This is a genomic window from Streptomyces sp. NPDC006365, assembly GCF_042870755.1.
GTDB lineage: Bacteria > Actinomycetota > Actinomycetes > Streptomycetales > Streptomycetaceae > Streptomyces > Streptomyces xiangluensis.
Genome location: NZ_JBIAHS010000004.1, coordinates 81857 through 101179, shown reverse-complemented (window position 1 = coordinate 101179; position 19323 = coordinate 81857). Strand labels below are relative to the sequence as shown.

Here is a 19323-nt window from a genome sequence, read left to right as displayed (position 1 = left end):
GGCTGTGACCGTCCGCCCGTAAGGCGTCGTCAGAGGCCGAACTCCTGGGCGGACAGCCCGAGTACCGAGCACGCCTCACGCAGGACCTGCTCCTCGGCGGGTGCGATGTATCCGTCCGCACCCGCGACGACGAAGCCGGTCTGCACGACCGCCCGGGCCTCCGCCGGCTTCTTCGCGGCCTTGGCGATCTCCTGCAGGACCTCGGCCTTGCCCTGCTGGAAGTTGAACGCGAGCTGGTCGACATGCTTGTTGAAGCGCTGCCGCAGCTGCTCGGGCGGGAAGTTCTGCAGGACGTCGTTCTGGACGATCAGCCCCTCCACATGCTGTCGCTCGGCGGGGTCGACGCTCCCGTCGGCGGCGGCGACCAGGGCGCACATCGCCATGCTGGCGTCCCGGTAGGAGCCGCTCTTCAACTCCGTCTTGAGGGACGTGAGCTGGGACTTGAGCATGCTCACCATCTGAGCCTTCGACCCTCCGGAGGACCGTGCGCCGCTCCGCCCGTGTCCACCGGCGCTCCTGGCTCCCTGCGCCTGCTGCAGACCCTTGGCCTGGTCCTTGATCTTGTCCCACATAGCCATCCGTGCCACCTCGGCCTAAGCCCATGTCGTTTGTCGCTACGGTCGTCCGCGTGCGTTCCGCACGTCCTTATCGCCAACTCCTCCCCGCCCGGCGAAGTTCCACGGCTTGACTCGGATGGCAGCGGCGTAACGATCTCAATGCTTGAGACTTCACCCTCCCTGGCTGAATTTTGGTAAGGCTTGCCTTATATGCTGGCGCGGCCCTGCCGCCGCAAGCCGTATGCCATGCGCCGGGGCCTGCCCCGTCCTCCCGCCCGACAGGACCCACCATGCGCACCACCTCCCGCGGCCTCCTCGCGGCGCTCGCCCTCGGCCCGTTGCTGACCGGCTGTTTCGTGTCGGACGAGGGCGGTTCGGCCACCGATGGCGCGGGGGGATCGGGCGGCCGGCTGAAGGTCGCCCTCGCGGTGCCGCCGGTGCAGGCCCTGTCCCCGTACAGCAATGACGCCACCGTGCTGAGCAAGCTCTCCGTGGCCGAAGGCCTCACCGCTCTGGACAAGGAGGGAGCCGCCGCGCCCGCGCTGGCGAAGTCCTGGAAGCAGGTGAACGCCACGACCTGGGCCTTCGAGCTGCGCAAGGCCACGTTCCAGGACGGCACCGAGGTCACCGCCGAGTCTGTGGTCAACGCCCTTGACCGCGCGGGCCAGGCCGAGCCCAAGCCCCGCGTCCTCAGCGATGTGACGCTCACCGCCAAGGCCGACGACGCCGACACCGTCACGATCACGACCAAGGCCGCCGACCCGGTGCTGCCACTGCGGCTCGCCAGTCCCGCGCTGGGCATCCTCGCCCCGAAGGCGTACGCGGAGGACGGCACCGTCAGCCCGGTCGGCACCGGAACCGGACCCTTCGAGATCACCAAGCTCGCCGGTAAGAGCAAGGCCGCGCTCGACCGCTTCGACGACCACTGGGGCGGCAAGGCCAAGGCGCCCGGCGTCGACGTGACCTGGATCGCCGACGGCACCGCCCGCGCCAACGCCCTGCGCGGCGGCGACGTCGACATCGCCGAGTGGATCCCCACCGCCCAGGCGAAGCTCCTGGACAAGGACACCCGTCACGAAGTGCCCTCCGTACGGACCGACAGCCTGGTCCTCAACACCGGAAGCGGCATCTTCACCGACGCCACGCTGCGCGCTGCCGCCCGCCAGGCCGTGGACGGCGGCGCCCTCGTCGACTCGGTCTTCGGCGGATACGCCGACTCCGCCCAGGGCCTGTTCGGGCCAGCCGTCCCCTGGGCGGCCGACAACCGGGTGGCCGTGAGCGGGCGCGCCTCGGCCGCGACCTCCGCCGACGTCAGGACGAAGACCAAGGGCAAGACCCTGCGCCTGGCCACCTACACCAACCGCACCGAACTCCCCGAGGCCGCCACCGTCCTGCAACAGCAGCTGGAAAGGGCCGGGTTCACCGTCAAGCAGGACGTACGCGAGTACACGCAGATGGAGGCCGACCTCCTCGCGGGCAAGTACGACGCGCTCGTCTTCTCCCGCGTGACCCTGCTCGACACCGGCGACGCGGTCGCGTACCTCGCGAGCGACTACACCAGCGACGGCGTCTACAACATCGCCGGGCTGAAGGACCCGAAGGTCGACCAGGCCATCAAGTCCGCTGCCGGGGAAGGCGACACGGAGCGGCGGCAGCAGAAGATCATGCGCGCCGAGGCGGAGATCCTGCGTACCGACGCGGTCGTACCTCTGGTGTACGAGAAGGTCGTCCAGGGCATCGCCACCGACGTCGAGGGCGTGCTCCTCGACCCGCGCGAGCGGTCGTTGGTCGACCTCGACACCCATGTGAAGTAGATGAGCGTCACTTCGGCCGGTGCCGACTCCCGCCCGTCCCGGTGGCGCGCGGGGGCCGGCCGCCTCGTCGCCGGGACCGCGCTGCTGACGGCCGTCGCCCTGCTGCCCTGGCTGTCCGGGACCGACCCCGCGCTGACGGTCCTGCGCGCCCGCTCCGCAGACGCGGATCCGACACCGGCGCAACTGACCGTCGTACGAGAGCAACTGGGCCTGGACAAAGGCCCGTTCACGCATCTTGCGCAGTGGCTCGGTGGACTGCCGCGCGGCGACGCGGGAACCTCGTGGGTGTCGGGCGAACCGGTCCTGCCGCAGGTGACGACCGCCTTCGCGGTCTCCCTCACGCTGATGCTCGGCGCCCTCGTGGTCACCATCGCTGTGGCCGCGCTGGTCTGCGCCCGGACCCTGCACCTGGGCTCCCGGCGACAGTTGCGGCAGGGCCGGGCGGGCACCCTGGCGGCCGTCCTCGCCGCACTGCCCAAGTTCCTGCTCGCCTCCCTGCTCGCCACCGTGTGCGGGGTATGGCTGGGCTGGTTCCCGTCGAGCGGCTGGGCGGGACCGATGGCGATGGTGCTGCCCGCACTCGCCCTCGGCGTACCGTCCGGGGCGGTGATCGGCAGCCTGCTCGACCAGTCGCTGCCCGCCGCCTACCAGGAGCCGTGGGCGCGAACCTGGCACGCGTACGGGTTCTCGCCCGGCCGTATCGCCCGGCACGCGCTGCGCCGCACGCTGGCCGGTGTGCTCCCGCAACTCCTGCCGACCGTCGTGGCCCTGGTCGGCGGGGCGGTCGCGGTGGAGAAGATCTTCAACATTCCGGGGCTCGGCCGACTCGCCCTGGACGCCGCCATCGCCCAGGATCTCCCGCCGTTGCAGACCGCGACGCTGGTCCTCGTCCTGCTCGGAGTCGCCGCCGGCCTGCTCATCCAGGCCGTACGTCGCGCGCTCCTCGGCCCCGCTCTGCGGGACGGCGCCCTGCCCGCCCTGCGCCCGCCGTCCCTTCCCCGGCCGCGCTCGCTGCCCTGGATCATCGGATTCTGCACTGTCACCCTGCTCACCCTGGTCGTGGCCGGACTGCTGCGCGACCCCTTGCAGGTGGACACGGCGGCCCGCCTGCTGCCGCCATCAGCCGCGCACCCGCTGGGCACGGACTCGCTCGGCCGTGATCTGCTGGCCCGGCTGGGCCACGGGGCGCTGCGTACGGCGGGCGTGGCTCTCGCGGTGAAGGTGGTCAGCGTTGTCCTCGGGCTGCTGCTCGGCATGGCGACCCAGGTGGGTGCGGGCCTGACCGAAGTGGTGTCGACGCTGCCGGCCGTACTCGCCGGACTGCTGACGACCGCGGTGACCGGACCGTCCGTGTGGGGCGCCGCGCTGGCTGTGTGCGTGGTCGCCTGGAGCCCGTACGCCGCCCAGACCGCGGCGCTGCTCGAACAGGAACGGGCCAGCGGTCACATGCTCGCGTCGATCTCCTTCGGAGCCGGACCGCGGTACCTGGTGCGCCACCACTACCTGCCCGCCGTACTGCCGTCCGTACTGCGCAACGCCCTGCTGCGGCTGCCCACCACGGTCCTCGTCCTGGCCTCCCTCGGTTTCCTCGGCCTGGGCGAGCAGCCGCCCACACCGGAGTGGGGCCGCCTGCTGTCGGAGAACCAGCCGTACGTGGAACTGGCGCCCTGGACGGTACTCGGCCCGGCCTGCGCGCTCGTCCTGCTCTCGGTGCTCGCCGTGTCCGGTTCGGCTTCGGGACGCGGCAGGTCCCGAAGCCGGACCGGAAGGCGCGACATACGCCTCGGACAAGACGTTCGTCCCGGAAAAGGGGAGACCTACTCGCCCGCGTAGGCGATGTCCGGCCGGGGCGGGGTGGCCATGCCGGCCCCGAGGAAGTAGTCGGGATGGTGGGACTGCATGTAGCCCTTGAACGTCATGGCGTTCCGGTAGGCGGGGTTGTGGGCCGGCGTGTAGAGCCGGGTGTTCGTCGGCTGGTTGGTGGAGAAGATGATCAACTCGTCGTAGTCCGCGTTGGTGTACACGGCCTCCTCGCGCCAGTCGCCGAGGATGTCGCCGACGAAGGTGGGCTGCACGCCCTGGGAGGCGTCGACCGCGCCGTAGTTCCAGGTGCTGACCAGCCGGGGCAGGCTGCCGCTCGGCGTCGGGCGCGCCGGGTCCCACTTCTCGATCTTGCCGTCGTTGAGCAGCTCCATGGTGAGGTCGCCGTCCCACCACAGGCCCAGCTGTGGCCACGGACGCAGTGACGCGTTCGGCTCGGTGAGTCTGTTGGTGGGCGCGTTGTACAGGCCCGAGAAGGACCAGACCTCCATGCCGGGGAAGCGCGGGTCGACGTCGCCCGCCATACCGCGTCCGACGTCGGCGGGGCCACCGTTGTGCTTCCAGACGACGGAGCCGTTCGCGGCGTCGTAGTAGTACTCGAGCAGTCCGCTCGGGTTGTCCTGCTGTACGCCGTAGCCCTCCAGGCCGGGACGGCTCGGGTCCATGTCCGCGATGTGGAATCGGTCGCCGTGGATGATGCCCTGACGTGCCATCGAGTAGCGCAGGGAGCCATTCCCGTTGAGTACGAACCCGATCTCGGCGACCTCGTCCGTCCCGTCACCGTTGACGTCGATGGCACGGGTGTTGTGCCCGTCGGGCGCGTCCTGGTTGCCGCGCTGCCACGTCCACTCCTGCCTCAGCGCACTGCCGGTGAACCTCCAGGCGCCCATCATCAGGTTGAAGGCCCCGTCGTCGCGCCGGTTCTTCATGAAGGCGACCAGGCTCGGCGTGGTGCCGTTGAGATACGCCACCCCGAGGCGCGCGGCCATCGGCCCGTCGCCCAGGTAAGTGGTGGGTATGGCGGACCAGTTGCGCAGTGCTCCGGTACGGCCGTCGAGGACGGCCATGAACTGACGTGAGTCGTCCGCGTGCGTCCAGGTCGCCCCGTCCCCGAACCTGACGCCGTCAGCGATCCGCAGGGCGACCTCCGCGCGGCCGTCACTGTCGAAGTCGTAGACCGTGACGCCGTCCCAGTGGCCCAGGTCGATCGCGGACGACCCCGGTTCGATGTTGTCCTGGTTCTGGCTGTTCGGCCCCATGTCGACCTCCCAGAGGAACTCGCCATTGCTGCTGTAGGCCTCGAGCTTCTGCGGGGAGGTCTGCCGGTCCAGTACGTAGTCGTACTCCCCGTCACCGTCGAGGTCGCCGACCCAGACGAACTTCACCGGACCGCCGGACCGCAACGGCACGCGGACCACGGGCTCCGCGGCGTGGTTGGCCGTCAGGGTGAAGGACGCGCTGGGTGCTTGCTCCTGGCCGTTGGTGACCGGGGCCACGCGGTAGCTGTTGGAGCGCGTCAAGTCGGCTGTGGAGTCCGTGTAGTTGGTCCCTCCGGTCAGGACACTGGAATTGAGCTTGGTGTACGGGCCACCGCCGGTGGACCGGTACACGTTGAAGCCGATGCCCTCCGGGTCGAGTCCCAGCAGCCGCCAGGAGACGAGGACCTGGGTGTTGCTGGAGCGGACCGCCACGACTCCGCGACCGAGGTTCTCCATCACGCGGGTGGCCTGAATCTTCGGGTCGCCGGCCGTGGCCGTGGACGCGCTGGACGAGGTGGGGCTCGCGGGGCCTACGGCCAGTGTGGCGCAGACGGCCAGGCCGGCCGTGATGGTGAGGGGCACCCGATGGGCGGCCCGCCATCTTAATCTCATGTACATGTCAACCTCCTCTTGACAGGGCGGCTCGCGGTTGCTGTGCGGGGGTGTGCGGACCGGGTGTTCGTCCTTGGCCCGGGCTGGAGACCCTGGAGATTTAAAACGTTTACACGGTTGCGATGGAAGCATCGTGATGAGTACGCGTCAAGGTGCCGGAGTGACAACGTCTTTGGAGTTCACCGGTGTTGGCCGGGTGATGGTATGCCTGGCCCCAGGGAGCGGAAACGCTTCCAGAAAACTGCGGTATCAGCGATTACGCGGGGCCACCAGGCCGGATTCGTAGGCGAGGACCACGAGTTGGGCGCGGTCACGGGCGTGGAGCTTGGTCATGGCCCGGTTGATGTGGGTCTTGGCGGTCATCGGGCTGATCACCATCCGGTCGGCGATCTGGTCGTTGGACAGGCCCTGCGCGACCAGGGCGACGGCCTCGCGTTCGCGGTTGGTGAGCTCTTCCAGCCCTGTACCGACATCGGTGTGGAGCGGCTGGGTGACGTACCGGTTGATCAGCTTGCGGGTGATCGACGGTGCGAGCAGGGCGTCGCCGCGTGCGGCGACGCGTACGGCGTGCAGGAAGTCCTCCGGCACGATGTCTTTGACGAGGAATCCCGCTGCGCCTGCGCGCAGCGCGTCGAAGACGTATTCGTCGAAGCCGTAGTTGGTGAGGATGACGACGTGCACCCCGGCCAGGTCCGGGTCCGCGGCGATGCGCCGGGTCGCCTCGATGCCGTCGACGACCGGCATCCGGATGTCGATGAGCACGATGTCGGGCAGGTGTTCTTTCGTGAGGGCCAGGCCCTCCTTCCCGTCGGCGGCCTCGGCCACCACCTCGATGTCGTCCTCGAGGTCGAGGAGCGCGCGGAATCCGCTGCGCAGGAGCGGCTGGTCGTCGACCAGCAGGACACGGATCATGATGTGTGGCCCACGGGGAGTTCGGCTTGGACGTCCATGGGGAGTTCGGCTTGGACGTCCACGGGGAGTTCGGCCTGGACTGTGAAGCCGCCCTCGCCACGCGGCTCCGCGCGCAGTCGGCCGCCGAGTGCGGTGATGCGTTCGCGCATCCCGAGCAGACCGACGCCGGGGACCGGGGCGGTGCCTGGTGTGGCCTTGCCGTCATCGTCGACTCGTATCACCAGCGCGTCCGGACGGTGGTCGATCCGGACCGACGCCGTGGCGGCGTCCGCGTGACGGGCGATGTTGGTGAGCGACTCCTGCACGATCCGGTAGGCGGTACGGGCCACCGCGGCCGGTACGTCGTGCGGTCGCCCTTCGATCGTCAAAGTGGCGTCCAGGCCGATGGTGCGGGCCCGTTCCACCAGTTCCGGGACGTGGTCGAGCCCACGCGGCGGGGTCGTGTCGTCGTCGCGCAGCGCCTCCAGGGTCGCCCGCAGTTCGCGGGTCGCCTCCCGTCCGGCCTGCTGGATCGCCAGCAGGGCATCCGGTACCTGTTCGCCGCGCTTGCGGGCCACGTGGACGGCGACTTCGGCCTGCACCTTGATGATCGAGATCTGGTGGGTGAGCGAATCGTGCAGCTCGCGCGCGATGTGCAGCCGCTCCTCGTCGGCGCGGCGCCGCGCGGTCTCCTCCCGTGTGCGCTCGGCTTCTTCCGCCCGCCGCTCGGCCTGCCGCAGCGCTTCACCGGCAGCGCCGGCCGCGATCAGCCAGGCCAGCTCGAGGGCGCCTCGGGCCTGCGCGAACGCCTCGCCCGTGTCGTGCTGGCCGGAGGCCAGGGCCGCGAGGGGGAGGGCGGCCACCATGGTCACGGACGCCGCGATCGTGAGGGTGCGGTGTCCGGCCCGTACGGCGGCGTACACCGCGAACAGGTACGCCACGGCGGGCACGTCGAAACCGGCCGCCTGGTAGCCCACCGCGCACAGCCCGGTGACGGCCAGCACGGGAATCGGGGCCCGGCGGCGCGCGGCCAGCGCCAGGCCGCCGGCCACCAGCAGCGCGTAGCCGAGCAGGTCGAGTCTCGTAGCGGTGTGCTGCCCGGACAGCCCGGTGACCAGCAACGGCGCCGCTACGCCGACGGCGATCGCCCAGTCTCTGACACGGGGCCTGATGCCGGGCCGTTTTGTCCACATGCGCGCACCCTAGCCGGATGCTGCCGCGGGCGGGTCCCGCTGCCGGAGGAGCGGTCGGCTACCGCGCACGCGGTATCTCCGCGGTTTCTGCGGCATCCGCGGCAACGGGGTGCGCCGTCGGCGGCAGCGTGAAGTGTCTGCGTCTGCGGGACGACCGGCGGTGCGCTCGCGGGAGACGCTCAGTCGACATCCGGACCTCGGAATCGAGACGGACGACAGACACGAAAGAAGGAGAGGGACATGAACTCATCAGGATCCGTGAGGTGGTCGGTCCGACGTGTGCCTGCCATGGCCGGAGCCGCCCTGCTCGGGGTGGTCCTGCTTGCCGCACCGGCGGCCGCGCATGCCTCGGTCCAGCCGACCGCCGCCAGTGTCACCGACATGAGCGCCGGGCGACTCGGGGCCGGCGTGGCCGGCGTACTGGGGCTGATCGGCGCGGTCATCGGGGGGCTGGCTCTGGCCCGTCCTGCCGGTCGTTTCGGCGCTGGGTCCGGGCGGCTCGGAACCATCGTGCCCCTGGCGGCGGGGCTGACCGCCATGGCCCTCGGCGCTCTGGTCGTGGCCACCTCCGATGGAGGCATCGGCACCGGAAACGGGCTGGGCGGGGCCATCGTCGCCCTGGTGGCGGGGCTCATCGCCGTGGTTCTCGGAGGGCTGGCTCTGGCCCGGTTCCGCCGCACCGGTCCCGCTCCCGCCGTACCGGCTCACCGGCCATGATGCCGGTTCAGCGCCCGAGTTCCTGGTGTTCCGGGCCCTGCCCGACGATCTGTCGCTCCGACGCGGGCTTGCAGTATCGAAGTCCCGGCCGCCCGGAGGGACTTCGGGAGTACCGGGGCGACCACGCCCGTCTCGTGGCCGGACCCGGACCAGTTACGCCGTGTCGTTGAGGCCGCCCATCACCTCGTGCCCATCACCTCGTACAGCGGCTGCGAGGTCAGCGGGCCGGTGGGAAGCGGGTGGGCGGCTTCGGTGCCCGCGTTCGCGTCACGCCGTTACGGCGCCACGGGCGTCCCGTTCTTCGTCCTCGACCGCGCCCACGGTCTCTCGGGCGCCAAGCCGGCCGACACCTTCCTCTCCGCCCTGCGCACCGCGCACGCGGACGCCGCCCCGGCGACCCGCTGAGCCGGATCGGCTCCACCTCGAGTGGCAGAGAGCGTGGCACAGTACCCGCGGCACCGAGAGTTCCGAAGAAGGGTGAGCAAGGTGAAGATCGTGGTGGACGACCTCTCCGGCTCAGAGATAGCCGGGTTCCTGGACGAGCACGTCCAGCAGATGCGGTCCATCACCCCTCTGGAAAGCAAGCACGCACTCGATCTCGACGAACTCCGCAAGCCCGAGATCACGTTCTGGTCGGTCATCGACGGTGACACCGTGGTGGGCTGCGGTGCGATCAAGAGGCTTGATGAGGGTCACGCGGAGCTGAAGTCGATGCGCACCACTCCGGCGCGTAAGCGAAGCGGGATCGCGTCCCTGCTGCTGGAGCACATCATCGCCGAGGCCAAGCGCATGGGATTCACCCGGCTGAGCCTCGAGACCGGCGCGGCCGAGTTCTTTCTGCCCGCCAGGAAGCTGTACGAGAAGTTCGGCTTCGTCCACTGCGAGCCGTTCGCGGACTATCAGCCCGACTCCAACAGCACATTCATGTCGAGGGCCCTCTGACGATCTCGCGCTGCGGTCGCCGGCGTCAGCGAACCCTTTTGTGCGCACCACATGCGCAGACCCCCGCCCTTGCCCCCAACCAACAGGTTTCCTTAGCGTTCACGTGTGAGCAGCGCGACCGCACGAGGAGGAAACCTCCCGGCGGCCTTCACAACGTTCGTGGGCAGGCGGCGGGAGATGACGGAGATCCGTCGCCGGCTCGGTTCGGCACGGCTGCTGACGCTCACCGGTGTGGGTGGGGTGGGCAAGACGCGGCTGGCGCTGGAGGTGGCGGCGGCCTCCCGTAAGGGCTTTGCCGACGGGGTGTGGCTGGTGGACCTGGCGCCGGTGCGGGACCCGGCGGCCGTCGCGGCCGTCACCACCACCGCCCTCGGCATACCCGACCTGTCCGCCAGACCGCCGCTGGAGCAGCTCGCGGACCACTTGGCCGAGCGGCAGTGCCTGATCGTGCTCGACAACTGCGAGCACCTGGTCGACGCCTGCGCCGAACTGGCGGTCGCACTCCTCTCCGCAGCCCCCGATCTGCGCATTCTCGCGACCAGCCGCCAGACGCTCGGTATGTCCGGCGAGCACGTCTTCACCGTGGCCCCCCTGTCCGTACCGGACGAGGCGGTGGAGCTGCTGCGGGACCGGGCCGCGGCGAGCCGGCCGGAGTTCGACGTCACCGACGCCAACCGCGCCGCCGTAACCCGGTTGTGCGCCCGCCTGGACGGGCTGCCCCTCGCGATCGAACTGGCCGCCTCCCGCCTGCGCACCCTGACCGTCGACCAGGTGGCGGAGCGTCTGGAGGACCGCTTCGCCCTGCTCACGGGCGGCAGCCGCACCGCCCGCCCTCGCCAGCGCACCTTGCGCGCGCTGATCGACTGGAGCTACGAGCTGTGCACCCCGGCCGAGCGGTTGCTGTGGAACCGGCTGTCGGTGTTCGCCGGCGGCTTCGGCCTGGACGCGGCGGAGAGCGTCGGCGCGGGCGAAGGCATCAGCGCGGCCGAGAGTGTTGGTGCGGGCGGAAGCCTCAGCGCCGCCGAGGGTGTCGGCGTGGCCGAGGGCGTCGGCACAGGCGCGGGCATCACCCGCCGGGAGGTTCTCGACCTCCTCGACCGCCTGGTCGCCCAGTCTGTGGTGCTCATCAACGAGCGCGAGGGGCAACCCCGTTACTGGATGCTGGAGACCATCCGCCAGTACGGCGCCCAGAAGCTCGCCCAGTCCGGCGAGGAACAGCACGTCCGCCGGGTCCACCGCGACTTCTACCGCCGCCTCGCCGAGCGGATCGCCGACGACTGGTACGGCCCCGGCCAGGAGGAGGGCCTGGCCCGGCTGCGCGCCGAACACGGCAATCTCCGTACGGCACTGGAGCACAGCGACCCGCAGACGGCGCTGGCGCTGGTCGCGGCCCTGCGTTTCCACTGGTGCGCCGACGGGTTCCTCGGCGAGGGACGCCGCTGGCTCGACCGGGCGCTGGCGGCGGCTCTCGAGCCCACCCCCGCGCGGGCCAGGGCCTTGTGGGTGGCCGCCTGGGCCGGGCTGCTCCAGGGCGATCATCCGGCGGCGGACCGGGCCCTGACGGAGGCCGGAGAGCTGGGGGAGCGGCTCGACGACCCGGTGGTGTGCGCGTACGTCGAGGGCTTGCGCGGCACATCGGCGCTGTTCCGGGGCCATCTGGACGATGCCGTCTCCCGGTACGAGCGGGCGGTGGCCGCGCACGAGGCGGTCGGCGACGGGCCGGGCGCCCTGTTCTCGCTGTTCCAGCTGGCAGTCGCCCAGGCGCACACCGGCGACCCGCGCGCGGAGCGCACCGGGCGGCACACCGTGGCCACCGCCGAGGCTCACGGGGAACGCTGGTGCCGTTCCTACGCGCTCTGGGCGCTGGGTCACGACGCCTGGGTGCGCGGCGACGCGGAGACCGGCCTGGAGCTGACGCGGGCCGGGCTCGACATCCAGCGGGGCTTCGACGACTACGCCGGTACGGCGCTGATGATGGAGCTGCTGGCCTGGATCACCGCCTCGGAGGGCGACCACAAGCGGGCGGCATGGCTGCTCGGCTCGGTCCGTTCCCTGTGGCGGCACGTCGGCACCACCATCGCCGTGTTCGGCCCGCATCTGGCCGAGCGGAACGACCAGTGCGAACGGTCGGTGGCACGGGCCCTTGGCGAGGAGGCGTACGAGGCGGCCCTCACCGAAGGCGGTGCGTACGACCGGCCGTCCCGGGCCATCGCCTACGCGCTGGACGCCCAGCCGATGTCGACCTCCGCCGCCGAGCCGGCGCCAGGCCCGCTGACCCGGCGTGAGCGCGAGGTCGCCGCCCTGGTCGCCCAGGGGATGAGCAACCGGCGGATCGCCGCCGCGCTCGTCCTGTCACCGCGCACCGTGGACGGCCACGTGGAGCACATCCTGGCCAAGCTGGGTTTCGGCTCCCGTACGCAGGTCGCGGCCTGGGTGGCGGAGAACCAGGTACCCAACCCGTAGGAACCGGGTACCGACCCCGTAGTTCCACCCATAGCCCCGGGCGGGTCCCGCGCCGAGGGTGGCCGCATGGTGCACATCGAAGTGGACGAGAGCCGCTGCGACGGCTTCGGATTCTGCGAACAGGCCGCGCCCGAGGTGTTCGGGCTCGACGACGACGGCGTCGTCACCGTCCTGCTGGACGACATCCCGGCCGAGCTGACGGACAAGGCCGAGGCAGCTGCCCGGGCCTGCCCGGTGGCGGCGCTGCGGACCGGCCGATGAGAGCGGTCGTGGTCGGTGGCTCGCTCGCCGGAGTGACCGCCGTCGACGAACTGCGGCGACAGGGCTGGGACGGCTCGATCACCCTCGTCGGAGAGGAGCCGCGGGCCGCGTACACCCGCCCGCCCCTGTCCAAGGGAGTACTGAAAGGCACCGAGGACGCCGACTCGGTCGCCCTCCCGAAGCTCGGCCCCGACGTCGAGGTCCTCACCGGCGTCCGGGCGGCGGGCCTGGACCCGGACGCCCGGCTGGTGCGGATCGAGGACGGTATCGCGGGCGGTACGGAGAACCCGTACGACACGGAGATCCCGTACGACAAGCTCGTGATCGCCACGGGGGCGCGGGCCCGCACCCTGGGAGAACACGGGCTCGTCCTGCGCACCCTGGACGACGCCCTGCGCCTACGGGCCGAACTCGCTCGCGCCGGCAGCGTGTTGGTGGTGGGCGGCGGTTTCCTGGGCATGGAGATCGCCTCCGTCGCCGCCGAACTCGGGCGCCAGGTCACGGTCGTCGACGTACAGGCCCCGTTCGTGACGACGCTCGGTCCCTTCCTCGCCGGACTGTTCGAGCGGGCGACGCGGGATCACGGCGTACGGACCGTCATGTGCCCGGACGGCGTGACGCCGACGCCGTACGGTGCTCAACTCGCCGACGGCAGGCGCCTGGAGGCCGACCTCGTCGTGACCGCCGTCGGCTGCCGCCCCAACTCCGAATGGCTGGAGGGTTCAGGGCTCGCTCTGCTGGGCGGGGTCGTCGTCGACGAGCGCTGCCGGGCCGGCGCCCCGGACGTCGTCGCGGTCGGGGACGTCGCCGCCTTCCCCACCGGGAACGGCCGCTTCCGCCGCACCCCGCACTGGGACGCCGCGATCAGTCAGGCACGGTCGGGCGTCGCCGCACTGCTGCACGGCGACGCGGCGCCGCCGTACACCCCGCAACCGTACTTCTGGACGGAGGCGTTCGGCCTGGCCGTCAAGCTCGCCGGAACCCTGCCCGCCGCCGGGGAACCGACCGTCCTCAAGGGCTCACTGGCCGGCCGTTCCGCCCTGCTGCGCTGGGACCACCCGGACCGGTCCGTGACCGCCGCCGCCCTCAACCACCGCATTCCGGTGGGGCGTTTGCGCGCGCTGGCCGCGTGACGTCTGCGGCCGTCCGCCGTATCCCCCCTGATCAGCCGGTTTTCCGTACCCCCTGATCCGCCGGTCCGCCCTTCCTCTCCGCACCCCCAACATCCTTGGCATCCCCCGACATCCCCCGATCAAAGGAGATCGATCGTCATGACCACCACGACCCCCCTCACCTCCGACCTCGACCTCTTCAGCGACGAGGCGCTCGCCGACCCCTACCCCCGCTACAAGGCACTGCGCGACGCCGGCCCGGCGGTCTACCTCAGCCGTTACGGCCTGTGGTTCATCTCCCGTTACGAGCAGGTGCGTTCGGCCCTCGAAGACTGGGAGACCTTCTCCTCAGGACAGGGCATCGGCCTCAACGACGGCTTCAATGAAGCCTGGTCCAGCGCCCTGATCCACATGGACCCGCCCGCACAGACCGAGCAGCGCAAACTGTTCACCGAACGCTTGTCGCCCCGAGCGCTGCGCCCGGTCGCCGAGACCATCGACCGCCGGGCCGGGCAACTGGCCGACGAGTTGATGGGGCGGGGTTCCTTCGACGCGGTCACAGACTTGGCGCAGGACCTCCCCATGCACGTGATCATGGACCTGATCGGCTGGCCCGAGCAGGGCCGCGACCAGCTGCTCGACATGGCCGACGGCTGGTTCGACTCGGCCGGCCCGGTCTGCCCGCGTACGGCCGCCGCGGTACCGCGGGTCGAGGCCCTCATGGGCTACCTCGCCGAGGTCGTGGCCAAGGAGAACCTCGTCCCCGGCGGCTTCGGCTGGACCCTGCTGGAGGCGCACAAGGCGGGCCAGATCCCCGTCGAGGGCGCGATCGGCCTGCTCGCGGGCTATGTGGTGGCTGCCTTCGACACCACGATCAGCACGATCAGCAGCGGCATGTGGCTGTTCGCCCGCCACCCCGAGCAGTGGGAACTGCTGTGTTCCGACCCGTCGTTGGTGCCCTCCGCCTTCAATGAGATCGTGCGGATCGAGAGCCCCATCCAGGTCTTCTCCCGGACCACCACCCGCGAGGTGAACCTGGGCGAAGGGGTGGTGATCCCGTCCGGCGCCCGCGTCCTGCACAGCTACGCCGCCGCCAACCGCGACGACCGCCACTTCCCCGACCCCGACCGCTTCGACATCCGCCGCAACCCCGTGGACCACCTCGGCTTCGGCTACGGCAACCACGCCTGCGCCGGCCAGGGCCTCGCCCGTCTCGAAGTCCACGCGGTACTCAAGGCGTTGGCCTCACATGTCCAGCGGATCGAACTGACCGGCGACCCGGTCCGAGCCCTCAACAACATCACGCGCGGCTTCCGGAGCCTGCCGGTGCGCGTCAGCTGACGCGGGGAAGTACGCCTGAGGCCCCGCTGAACCCGGTTAGGATCCAGCGAGCGGGCCGTCCATGCGCCTCTGCGCCGGCCCGGCGGGCAGCGCCACCGCCCCGGAGCCGGGGAAGAGCGGCTGACCTCGCGGCCGGAGAGCGGCTCGTGCCGGCGAAGAGTTCCGGGCTGAACTCCGTGGCCCGACTCGGAGCCGTACAGCGGGGAACCCGCCATCGCACCAGGCGCCGCCAGCTCACAGCGAGGGCGGGGCGGTCGTGCCCCGGACGACGAGGCGAGGGGTGATGACGTCCTCCCCGGCGGGGGGGCCCTCGCCCTCCAGGCGTGCGACGGCCCGGCCGACGGCGAGGTGGGCGAGGCGAGGGATGTCCTGTCCGACGGTGGTGAGGTCGATGTGGGCCAGCCGGGCCAGGTGGCTGTCGTCGAACCCGACGAGGGAGATGTCGCCGGGGACCGTGACGCCGGAGCGGAGGAAGACGTCGAGAACGCCGGTCGCACAGCGGTCGTTGAAGGCCATCACGGCGGTGGGGCGCGGGTGGGCGGCCGACAGGGTTCGGGCGGCCGCGGCGCCTTCCTCCTCCGTGAGCCCGCCGGGGAGGATGCGGATGTGTTCGGCCAGGCCGTGGCGGTTCATGCCGGTGCGGTAGCCGCGGCGCCGGTCGGCCGCACCCGGTGCCCGACCGCCGTCGATGTGGACGATGTCGCGATGGCCCAGAGCGACGAGGTGGTCCACCGCCTGCCGGGCACCCTCGTCGTCGGCGGTCCGTACGACCTCCAGGCCGGGGATGGAGGGCCGTAGCCGACGGGCCACGGAGACGACCGGCAGCTGCCCGGCCAGTTCCGCGAGCCGCGCGGCCGGGGCCTGCGGGCCGAGCAGGATCAGCGCCTCGCAGCGGTCGGCGAGCAGTGTCTCGACGGCGCGCTGCTCGCCGCGCCCGGCGGCCACGGCGCTCAACGCGATCTCGTAGCCGGCCGGTTCGGCCGCCGCGTAGAGGCCCTCCACCAGATCGGTGTGGAAGGGGTGCTGGAGGCCGAACTGCACGCCGAGCAGCCGGGAACGCTGGCTGCGCAGCAGCCGCGCCCGGGCGTCGGGACGGTAACCGATCTCCCGCGCGGCCTGGAGGACACGCTCGCGGGTGGCCGCGCCGGCGCCCTTCGCGTCGCGCATCACGATGGAGACCAGCGCCGTGGACACGCCGGCCCGCGCCGCCACGTCCGCGAGTGTCGGTCGCTTTCCGGCGGGGACCGCCGGGGTTCCTGGCACCTGTCCTCCCTGGTCGGAGTCGCCTCTCGAGAGCCGACTATAGAACGTTCTAGCCTTCGCAGGCGCCGAAGTCTTGACAGGTCTGCTCGGCGACTGGCGTACTGCTGCTCACAGACAGCGCTAGAACGTTCTAGTCACTAGAACGTTCTAGGTATCGCGGTACGGGAGAAAGGGTGGGTGGCGATGTACACACTGGCGGTCTGCGCCGAAATGGTCTTTCTGGATCTGCCGATCGACGAACGGGCCCGGCGCATCCACGACGCCGGCTTCCAGGTCGAGATCTGGGACTGGACCCGGCACGACCTCGACGCCCTGGCCCGGACCCCGGCCGAGTTCTCGTCCATGACCGGATACATCCGGGGCAGTCTGACCGACGAGGACGGAGCGGCCGAACTCCTGCGCACCGCCGAGGAGTCGCTCCGGGCGGCCGAGCAACTGGGCTGTCCCAGGCTGAACCTGCACGGCACCGGACTGGACGACAAGGGCCTGCCGGTGGTGCCGGTGACCGGAGCGGCCACCGGAGCGATGTGGATCGCCGCCCACCGCACGCTCACCCGCCTCGGCGAACTGGGCGAGAGCACCGGGGTGGTCTTCACGCTGGAGAACCTCAACACGGCCGTCGACCATCCAGGTGTGCCGTTCGCGACGGCCGCCGACACGATGGCCCTGGTCCAGGCGGTGGGCCGGCCCGGACTGCGGATGAACCTGGACCTGTACCACGCCCAGATCGGCGAGGGGAATCTGATCGAGCTGGTCCGCAAGGCCCATGCCCTGGGCCTGATCGGTGAGATACAGGTGGCCGACGTCCCCGGCCGCCGAGAACCCGGAACCGGCGAGATCAACTACCCCGCCGTCGCCCGCACCCTCAAAGAGCTCGGCTACGAAGGCACGGTCGCCATGGAGGCCTGGGCCTCCGGTGAAAGCGAGCTCGCCCTGGAGCGCTTCCGCTCGGCGTTCACCCTCTGACGCCCCTGCCGCCTGCCTGCCCCCCCCGTCCCCTGCCTCTGCCTGCCTCGTCGGGATCCGACGATCCTGGCGGCCTCCGACCATGACGTATGGAGCCCCATGACCACCCCCATGACCACCCATCAGCCTCTCGCCGTCGGCCTCATCGGCGCCGGACGCATGGGCGCCTTCCACGCCGAGACCCTCGCCCACCGCCTCCCGGGCGTCCGGCTCGCCGCCATCGCCGACCCCGCCCCGGGCACCGCGCGGAGCCTGGGCAACCGGCTCGGCTGCACCGCCGCCTACACGGACATCGGCGACCTCCTCGCCAGCCCGCACATCGACGCGGTGGTGATCGCCACCCCGGCCCGCACCCACGCCGACCTCGTCGAAGCGGCGGCCAAGGCAGGCAAAGCGGTCTACAGCGAGAAGCCGATGGCCGTCACCCTCGCCGAGGCCGACCGCGCCATCAAGGCCGCCGCCGACGCAGGCGTGCCCCTCCAGGTCGGCTTCAACCGCCGCTACGACCCGGGCTTCCGGGCCGCCCACGAGAAGATCATCGCCGGCACCATCGGCACACCCCAGCTGCTGCGCTCGCTCACCCGTGACCCCGAACTCGCCGACCCGGCCCGTATACCCCCGTGGACGATCTTCCTGGAGACACTCATCCACGACTTCGACATCCTGCGCCACCTCAACCCCGGCGCCGAACCCGTCGAGGTCTCCGCGTTCGCGGACGCCCTGATCCGCCCCGACTTCAAGGACCACGGCCTGCTCGACACCGCCGTCGTCACGATCCGCTTCGACAACGGTGCCCTCGCCACCGCCGAGGCCAGCTTCCAGGCCGTCTACGGCTACGACGTACGCGCCGAAGTCCTCGGCTCGGCCGGCATGCTCACCCTGGGCGACCTCCGCCGTACCCACCTGACCGCATACGGCCCAGACGGAGCCACCGGCGAGTGCGTCACCTACGACCAACACCTCTTCCACGACGCCTACGTGGCCGAACTCGCCGACTTCACCGACAGCGTCCGCACCGGCCGCACTCCCACCGCCGGCGGAGAGGACGCCCGCGCGGCCCTGTCCATCGCCCTCGCCGCCATCGACTCCGTCACCACCGGCGGCTCCGTCCGCATCGACCAGCTGAAGGGTCTCTGACGCGCCGAACGCCCCCGACCGGTCAGCCGCGCGAGTAGCCGGGCCTCGCGCCGAGAGCCGGGATGCTGCTCGCACCGCCCGCGGCGCAGCTGTCAACCGCTGCCCGCCGGGCGCTCAGCCGGGAATGTTGGGTTCGTACTCATCCCGTCGCCACTCGGAGCCTCCGAGCGGATAGTTGTACGCGGGCCGCCCCACCGTGCTCCCGAGGCGCGGACCGGTCAGGTCCGCGCCTCCAGTTCGCGTTCGACGGCCGAGGCCGTCGAGGCCAGGGCGCTCACCCAGTGGGGGAGACGGTCCCGTCGGAAGCGCGCCGTCGGTATGGCGATCGCCACGGCTGCGACCAGGCCGTGCGAAGGGGCCCGGACACGGACTCCGATCGCGGTCAGCCCCGTCTCGGTCTCCTGGTTGTTGAGGGCGAAGCCCCGCTTGCGCACCCGGGCCAGTCCGCGCCGCAGCCGGGGCAGGTCGACCTCGGTGTCGCCGGCGTAGAGCGCGGTGAGGTCCTCGGTGGGAAGGGCGGCGAGGATGGCCTTGCCGCCCGAGGTCAGGTGAGCGGGCAGTGACCGGCCGGCCCGGGTGCCGACCCGCAGGATCTGCGGGGACCGGGACTCCGCCGTCGCCAGGAACCGGGCCTCGGTGCCGGCCAGGACGATGAGGTTGACCGACTCCTCCTTGGCGTCGGCCAGTTCCTGCATATGGGGCAGCGCCACCTCTCTCAGCAGCGTCACCGGAGCCTGGGTGGTGACGGTGGGGCGCAGGACCTCGCCCGCCTGGTAGCGCCGGTCGGGCCGCTGCTCGGCGAAGTCCCGGTAGACGAGCATCGCCAGCAGGCGGTGCGCGGTGGACGGCGAGACGCCCAGACGTTCCGCGGCATCACTGACCCGCATCGGGCCCTCCTGCTGAAGCAGCGTCGCCAGGTGCAGCGCGTGGTCGACCGAGGCGATCGGATACGGCGGCTCGTTCTTCATAGCAGA

The 19323-nt window shown here is 71.2% G+C and carries 17 protein-coding genes; 11 read left to right on the top strand and 6 right to left on the bottom strand.

The window, feature by feature from the left end; all coding sequences use genetic code 11:
- Positions 1-29: 29 nt before the first annotated feature.
- Positions 30-578 carry a tellurite resistance TerB family protein gene (locus ACFYO0_RS13575; RefSeq protein ID WP_388674459.1) on the bottom strand — a complete coding sequence of 183 codons (549 nt, stop codon included), beginning with the start codon at positions 576-578 and terminating at the stop codon, positions 30-32.
- Between the two features lie 269 nt (positions 579-847).
- Between ACFYO0_RS13575 and ACFYO0_RS13570 the strand changes: the two genes are divergently transcribed.
- Both ACFYO0_RS13570 and ACFYO0_RS13565 read left to right on the top strand, forming a co-directional pair.
- Complete coding sequence (locus ACFYO0_RS13570) at positions 848-2371, top strand: ABC transporter substrate-binding protein (protein ID WP_388674457.1); 1524 nt, start codon at positions 848-850, stop codon at positions 2369-2371.
- Complete coding sequence (locus ACFYO0_RS13565; protein ID WP_388674455.1) at positions 2372-4204, top strand: ABC transporter permease subunit; 1833 nt, start codon at positions 2372-2374, stop codon at positions 4202-4204.
- Here ACFYO0_RS13565 and ACFYO0_RS13560 read toward each other — a convergent pair.
- The 3 genes from ACFYO0_RS13560 to ACFYO0_RS13550 form a co-directional block, all read right to left on the bottom strand.
- Positions 4189-6069 (bottom strand): hypothetical protein, encoded by a 1881-nt coding sequence (locus ACFYO0_RS13560; RefSeq protein ID WP_388674453.1) that lies wholly within the window; start codon positions 6067-6069, stop codon positions 4189-4191. The two genes, ACFYO0_RS13565 and ACFYO0_RS13560, sit on opposite strands and share 16 nt — an antisense overlap.
- Before the next feature lie 243 nt (positions 6070-6312).
- Positions 6313-6975: a response regulator gene (locus tag ACFYO0_RS13555; RefSeq protein ID WP_388674451.1), complete on the bottom strand. Its 663-nt coding sequence runs from the start codon at positions 6973-6975 to the stop codon at positions 6313-6315.
- Complete coding sequence (locus ACFYO0_RS13550) at positions 6972-8147, bottom strand: sensor histidine kinase (protein ID WP_388674449.1); 1176 nt, start codon at positions 8145-8147, stop codon at positions 6972-6974. The genes ACFYO0_RS13555 and ACFYO0_RS13550 overlap by 4 nt, the downstream gene beginning before the upstream one ends.
- 240 nt (positions 8148-8387) lie before the next feature.
- Here ACFYO0_RS13550 and ACFYO0_RS13545 point away from each other — a divergent pair, with 240 nt between their 5' ends.
- The 7 genes from ACFYO0_RS13545 to ACFYO0_RS13515 all read left to right on the top strand — a co-directional run bounded on the left by ACFYO0_RS13545 (position 8388) and on the right by ACFYO0_RS13515 (position 14983).
- Positions 8388-8864 (top strand): DUF6223 family protein, encoded by a 477-nt coding sequence (locus ACFYO0_RS13545; RefSeq protein WP_388674447.1) that lies wholly within the window; start codon positions 8388-8390, stop codon positions 8862-8864.
- 186 nt (positions 8865-9050) lie between these two features.
- Positions 9051-9269, top strand: a complete 219-nt coding sequence (locus ACFYO0_RS13540) for a hypothetical protein (RefSeq protein WP_388674445.1) — start codon at positions 9051-9053, stop codon at positions 9267-9269.
- An 81-nt stretch (positions 9270-9350) separates the two neighbouring features.
- Positions 9351-9806 carry a GNAT family N-acetyltransferase gene (locus ACFYO0_RS13535; RefSeq protein WP_388675424.1) on the top strand — a complete coding sequence of 152 codons (456 nt, stop codon included), beginning with the start codon at positions 9351-9353 and terminating at the stop codon, positions 9804-9806.
- 105 nt (positions 9807-9911) lie between these two features.
- Positions 9912-12269, top strand: a complete 2358-nt coding sequence (locus ACFYO0_RS13530; RefSeq protein WP_388674443.1) for an ATP-binding protein — start codon at positions 9912-9914, stop codon at positions 12267-12269.
- 66 nt (positions 12270-12335) lie between these two features.
- Positions 12336-12530, top strand: coding sequence for a ferredoxin (locus ACFYO0_RS13525; protein ID WP_388674441.1), 195 nt, complete (start codon positions 12336-12338; stop codon positions 12528-12530).
- Positions 12527-13663 carry an NAD(P)/FAD-dependent oxidoreductase gene (locus ACFYO0_RS13520; protein WP_388674439.1) on the top strand — a complete coding sequence of 379 codons (1137 nt, stop codon included), beginning with the start codon at positions 12527-12529 and terminating at the stop codon, positions 13661-13663. The genes ACFYO0_RS13525 and ACFYO0_RS13520 overlap by 4 nt, the downstream gene beginning before the upstream one ends.
- Before the next feature lie 138 nt (positions 13664-13801).
- Complete coding sequence (locus tag ACFYO0_RS13515; protein ID WP_388674437.1) at positions 13802-14983, top strand: cytochrome P450; 1182 nt, start codon at positions 13802-13804, stop codon at positions 14981-14983.
- Positions 14984-15217: 234 nt separating this feature from the next.
- Here ACFYO0_RS13515 and ACFYO0_RS13510 read toward each other — a convergent pair whose 3' ends face one another.
- Complete coding sequence (locus ACFYO0_RS13510; protein WP_388674435.1) at positions 15218-16246, bottom strand: LacI family DNA-binding transcriptional regulator; 1029 nt, start codon at positions 16244-16246, stop codon at positions 15218-15220.
- Between the two features lie 183 nt (positions 16247-16429).
- Here ACFYO0_RS13510 and ACFYO0_RS13505 point away from each other — a divergent pair, with 183 nt between their 5' ends.
- Positions 16430-17212, top strand: coding sequence for a TIM barrel protein (locus ACFYO0_RS13505; protein ID WP_388675422.1), 783 nt, complete (start codon positions 16430-16432; stop codon positions 17210-17212).
- Positions 17213-17311: 99 nt separating this feature from the next.
- Positions 17312-18349 (top strand): Gfo/Idh/MocA family oxidoreductase, encoded by a 1038-nt coding sequence (locus ACFYO0_RS13500; RefSeq protein WP_388674433.1) that lies wholly within the window; start codon positions 17312-17314, stop codon positions 18347-18349.
- Positions 18350-18567: 218 nt separating this feature from the next.
- On the opposite strand, the gene ACFYO0_RS13495 is transcribed toward ACFYO0_RS13500, so the two are convergent.
- Positions 18568-19317 carry an IclR family transcriptional regulator gene (locus ACFYO0_RS13495; protein WP_388674431.1) on the bottom strand — a complete coding sequence of 250 codons (750 nt, stop codon included), beginning with the start codon at positions 19315-19317 and terminating at the stop codon, positions 18568-18570.
- Positions 19318-19323: the final 6 nt, after the last annotated feature.

Bases quoted from the DNA above. Each gene is read 5' to 3' on its own strand.
- ACFYO0_RS13575 (WP_388674459.1), bottom strand. From the start codon at position 578: ATGGCTATGTGGGACAAGATCAAGGACCAGGCCAAGGGTCTGCAGCAG.
- ACFYO0_RS13570 (WP_388674457.1), top strand. From the start codon at position 848: ATGCGCACCACCTCCCGCGGCCTCCTCGCGGCGCTCGCCCTCGGCCCG.
- ACFYO0_RS13565 (WP_388674455.1), top strand. From the start codon at position 2,372: ATGAGCGTCACTTCGGCCGGTGCCGACTCCCGCCCGTCCCGGTGGCGC.
- ACFYO0_RS13560 (WP_388674453.1), bottom strand. From the start codon at position 6,069: ATGTACATGAGATTAAGATGGCGGGCCGCCCATCGGGTGCCCCTCACC.
- ACFYO0_RS13555 (WP_388674451.1), bottom strand. From the start codon at position 6,975: ATGATCCGTGTCCTGCTGGTCGACGACCAGCCGCTCCTGCGCAGCGGA.
- ACFYO0_RS13550 (WP_388674449.1), bottom strand. From the start codon at position 8,147: ATGTGGACAAAACGGCCCGGCATCAGGCCCCGTGTCAGAGACTGGGCG.
- ACFYO0_RS13545 (WP_388674447.1), top strand. From the start codon at position 8,388: ATGAACTCATCAGGATCCGTGAGGTGGTCGGTCCGACGTGTGCCTGCC.
- ACFYO0_RS13525 (WP_388674441.1), top strand. From the start codon at position 12,336: ATGGTGCACATCGAAGTGGACGAGAGCCGCTGCGACGGCTTCGGATTC.
- ACFYO0_RS13520 (WP_388674439.1), top strand. From the start codon at position 12,527: ATGAGAGCGGTCGTGGTCGGTGGCTCGCTCGCCGGAGTGACCGCCGTC.
- ACFYO0_RS13515 (WP_388674437.1), top strand. From the start codon at position 13,802: ATGACCACCACGACCCCCCTCACCTCCGACCTCGACCTCTTCAGCGAC.
- ACFYO0_RS13505 (WP_388675422.1), top strand. From the start codon at position 16,430: ATGTACACACTGGCGGTCTGCGCCGAAATGGTCTTTCTGGATCTGCCG.
- ACFYO0_RS13500 (WP_388674433.1), top strand. From the start codon at position 17,312: ATGACCACCCCCATGACCACCCATCAGCCTCTCGCCGTCGGCCTCATC.
- ACFYO0_RS13495 (WP_388674431.1), bottom strand. From the start codon at position 19,317: ATGAAGAACGAGCCGCCGTATCCGATCGCCTCGGTCGACCACGCGCTG.